This window comes from Anaerotruncus sp. 1XD42-93, from assembly GCF_009917605.1.
Lineage (GTDB): Bacteria > Bacillota > Clostridia > Oscillospirales > Ruminococcaceae > Anaerotruncus.
In genome coordinates, this window is sequence record NZ_QZEG01000118.1 from 1 (window position 1) to 3,803 (window position 3,803).

The 3,803-nt window shown below is 51.4% G+C and carries 4 protein-coding genes; all 4 read right to left on the reverse strand.

The annotated features are described in order from the left end of the window. Positions 1 to 134: 134 nt before the first annotated feature. Positions 135 to 377, reverse strand: a complete 243-nt coding sequence (locus D5269_RS17055; protein WP_016314992.1) for a carbon storage regulator — start codon at positions 375 to 377, stop codon at positions 135 to 137. 360 nt (positions 378 to 737) lie between these two features. Continuing rightward, positions 738 to 1,679, reverse strand: coding sequence for a chemotaxis protein (locus D5269_RS17060; RefSeq protein ID WP_016314991.1), 942 nt, complete (start codon positions 1,677 to 1,679; stop codon positions 738 to 740). Between the two features lie 202 nt (positions 1,680 to 1,881). Beyond that, positions 1,882 to 2,454 (reverse strand): RICIN domain-containing protein, encoded by a 573-nt coding sequence (locus D5269_RS17065; protein ID WP_120487165.1) that lies wholly within the window; start codon positions 2,452 to 2,454, stop codon positions 1,882 to 1,884. Between the two features lie 168 nt (positions 2,455 to 2,622). After that, entirely contained in the window at positions 2,623 to 3,402 is a 780-nt protein-coding gene (locus D5269_RS17070) for a TatD family hydrolase (RefSeq protein ID WP_120487167.1), read from the reverse strand. Positions 3,403 to 3,803: the final 401 nt, after the last annotated feature.

Consider the following 3,803-nt stretch of genomic DNA (forward strand, 5'->3'; position numbering starts at 1 on the left):
TCATCTCGCGCTAAGAGCCCGCCTTCGGCGGGTTGCGCTCGAAACGCTTCGCTGCGGCTCGCAGTGCGGAGTGCGGCCAAAGGCGCTGCCTTTGGAAACCGCCACCTTTGAAAAGGTGGACGAAACTTTTGGTTTCAGCGTGACGCTGATTTCGGGCCTGTTGCACAGTTTTTGCGTGGCCGGCTGTAATGTCGGCGGTCATTCTCGATCACTGCCGGACGCGGGTGGGTGCGCTCATAGACCTCCCCCCGCACAATCGGCATTTCCTTCGGCGCGTCGATCGCCAGCTTGATATCGCCGTTCAGGCGGATCACACGCACAACCACCCGGTCGTCGATCACGACATATTCCCCGATATTCGTCCCAAGCACGAGCATACGGTTACCTCCTTGTAATGCAAAAAAGCCTCCCGAGGGTGTGACAAAAGGTATAGCCAATGTCACACCTCGAGAGGCGCGGATTTCTCCTGAAATATGAGATATTATTCCTATATCAGGGAGAATATTTATACGAAAGGTAAAATCAGTGTCATATATACTGCGATTTTCCAGAAAAAACAAAAAAGAGACCTGTGACAAAAAGTATAGGTTTTGTCACAGGTCTCTACTCTTTATTCTCGCACGCTCCCAGGGAAACTAAAGTGGTTTTACAAAAAAATCTTTAAAAAGTTTCCGGGTACAAAAAACACCGCCCGGCCCCAAAACCAGACGGTGTTTAAACAAACGCTTCTGAAAAGATCAAAGCTCCGCGTATTCTGACGGAGTATTATCCGTAAGCCGGTCAATGATCGAAACCAGATTGGCGATTTCCGGCTTTGTAATCTGCTCATCTGCGCCAAGCTGCTCACCCTTGATTCTCATTTCCTCATTGATCAACGAAGAGAAGAGAACCACAGGCAGAACCTTCAGAGTCGGGTCCTCCTTAATCAGCTTGGTGAGACGATGCCCATCCATCTGGGGCATCTCAATATCAGTAACCACCAGGTTGACATGCGTATCGATCGGATCGCCCGACTCCTTGGCTTCGCAGAGATAGTCCCACGCTTCCTGGCCATTATCTGTCTTGATCGTATTGATATACCCTGCCCGATGCAGGCACTCGACAATCATTTTGGAAAGCAGCATCGAATCTTCCGCAATCAGAATCTTCCTGTCCGAGCGGAAGCGAGGGCCAAGATCGTCAATATCCTCGAGCTGGATACCGGTTTCCGGGCAGATTTCCGCAATGATCTTTTCGAAATCCAGAATTGTGATGAGATGATCCCGGAATTCCGCAATACCGGTCGCAACCCCTTCATTCCCACCATAGATAATTTTATCCGGTTTCTGGATCTTGCGCCAGGAAATCCGGTTGATGCCAACTACCCCATGCACATGGAATGCAAAGTTCAGTTCGTTGAAGTTTGCAATGATAAAAATATCGTGGGAAATATCCTGAGACGGAGGCAAACCAAGATATTGTGCCAAATCGATGACCGTAATAACGGTGTCGCGCGGTTTGAAGATGCCCTCGATCACCGGGTGGGCATTCTGCATTAGCTTGACAGGGCTGTATTTCATGATTTCACGTACCTTGGCGACATTGATGCCAAAAAGCTCACCGTCAATCGTGAATTCCATGATTTCAAGCTCATTGGTACCGGATTCCAACAGGATTTCAGTTTGGTTAACGTTGCTCATAATGACCCTCCCGTGAGCTGCTGCGGCGCGACGGCACAACAAACAGGCGCCCTACCGCAAGGAAAGCTGAAATTGAAATATGATTACTCCTATTTTACCACATCCCCAGTAATAGTCAAATAGAAATCCGGTAAAAAATCGAAATTTTATACTTTTTTTGAACGACTATCCCCAAAAACATGGGAAAGTGGCAAACAACAGCTTATTTTGTTTTCCGAGAACGGCGGGTTCCGGTTTTTCCGGCAGCTTTTTTTGCCGGCGCTTTTTCGGATTTCGGCGCTGCCGCAGGTTCGCTGTTTTGGGGCGCTTCCGGTTTGTCTGCTTTCGGCGCCGCAGGCTTGCGCACAGAAACCGGCACAAGGTCCCAAAGCTGGTTTTCCCCGTTCACATCGTCCCAAAGCTGGATAGGGGTGCCCGCTGCCGCTTCCATCCCAGCATCCATGCAGCGGCCGGATTTGCAGGATTTCAGTTTGCAGCCTGCATCCGTCTCCTCGGTCTGCCAAAGCTGGCTGTCACCGTTCACATCCTCCCAAAGCTGGAGCCGCGAGCCGTTTTCGGTGCCAGCCTGCATGACATCAAGCAGCCTGCCGGAAGCCTTATGCGCCAGCTTGCAGCCTGTCTCTGAGGAGATCAGCTCCCACTGCTGGGAAACGGAATTGTCAGCATCCTGAAGCAGGACCGGGCATCCATTTTCTGCGGAAGGGTCTGCAACGCCAAGGACTTTTTTGGTATTGTGAAGCACAATGGTATAGACGTTTTTCTTTGATGTAGGCATCGGGATTCACTCCTTAAATTCTAAAAATACGATCCGCAAAGACGGCGGCGAAAGGTTCCGCACGAGGTGTTTCCGGCAGGCGTCCTGCCTATGACAGCGGATCTCCAATAATGATGCACAAGACTATTATACTCTTTTTAGGCGAAATGTCAAATACAGGACATCCTGTCATCTTTGCACATCGGTCAATCGGTAGACCCGTTCGGCATTTTCACAGGTCCGGTCGAGCAGCTCCTGGGCCGGAATACCGTGAAGTTCCGCCAGACGTTCTGCTGTATGGGAAATCATCGCGGAATCGCACCGCTGCCCCCGGAATGGAACCGGGGACATATATGGACAGTCGGTTTCCACCAGCAGCCGGTCAAGCGGGACAGCCGCTGCCGCTTCGAGTGTCTTACGCGCATTCTTGAAGGTCACCGCACCGCCGAAGCCCAGATACATCCCCAGTTTCAGAATTTCTTTTGCCATCTCCGCACTGCCGGAATAACAGTGTACAACCCCTTTCGGACGGTACTTTTTCAGCAGCTCCATGGTGTCGGCGTGGGCTTCCCGATCGTGGATGACCACCGGGAAACCGAGGTCGCAGGCCAGCCCAAGCTGGGCCTCAAACACCTGTTTCTGTACGTCGCGCGGGGAGAAATCATAATGATAATCCAAGCCGATCTCACCGATCGCGGCAACCTTGGACCGGCTGGTATAACCAGCAAGGATGTCGAGATCGCCGGGGATGAACGAACTGGCGGCATGCGGGTGGACACCCACCGAACAGGAGAAAAAAGGGTACGCTTCGGTTAAGGCAATCCCGGTTTCACAGGAACGCATATCACAAGCGATGTTCACAACATGACAAACCCCTTTTTCAGGCAGCGATTCGATGATCTCTGCGCGGTCTGGATCAAACTTTTCATCGTCATAATGGGCATGGGAATCGAAGATGTTTTGGTACATGGGTATCCTCCCAATCAAATTTTTCAGTTTTTTCTTTCAAAACCCGGAATCTGTGCAGGCAACTTTCTTAAAACCTGCCTAAAATCGAAAGTTTTACTCGATTTTTTTCAAAAAATCGCGGTTTCCAAAGGCAGTGAGGCAACGGAAGTTTGGGTTCCAGCCCAAACTTCCGGGGCGCAAGCGCCCTTCTTCGGGGGACTTCTCGGGCCTTCGGTCCGAAGCGCGGCATACGCCGCGACGCCCCCTCAGTTTGCCTTACGGGCGAGGGGTCGGTGACCCCTCCCCGTAGGCCCCTCCCTTCCGGGCCGGGTGCCGCTTTTTCCCAAAACCAAAGTTTTACTCGATTTTTTTCAAAAAATCGCGGTTTCCAAAGGCAGTGAGGCAACGGAAGTTTGGGTTCC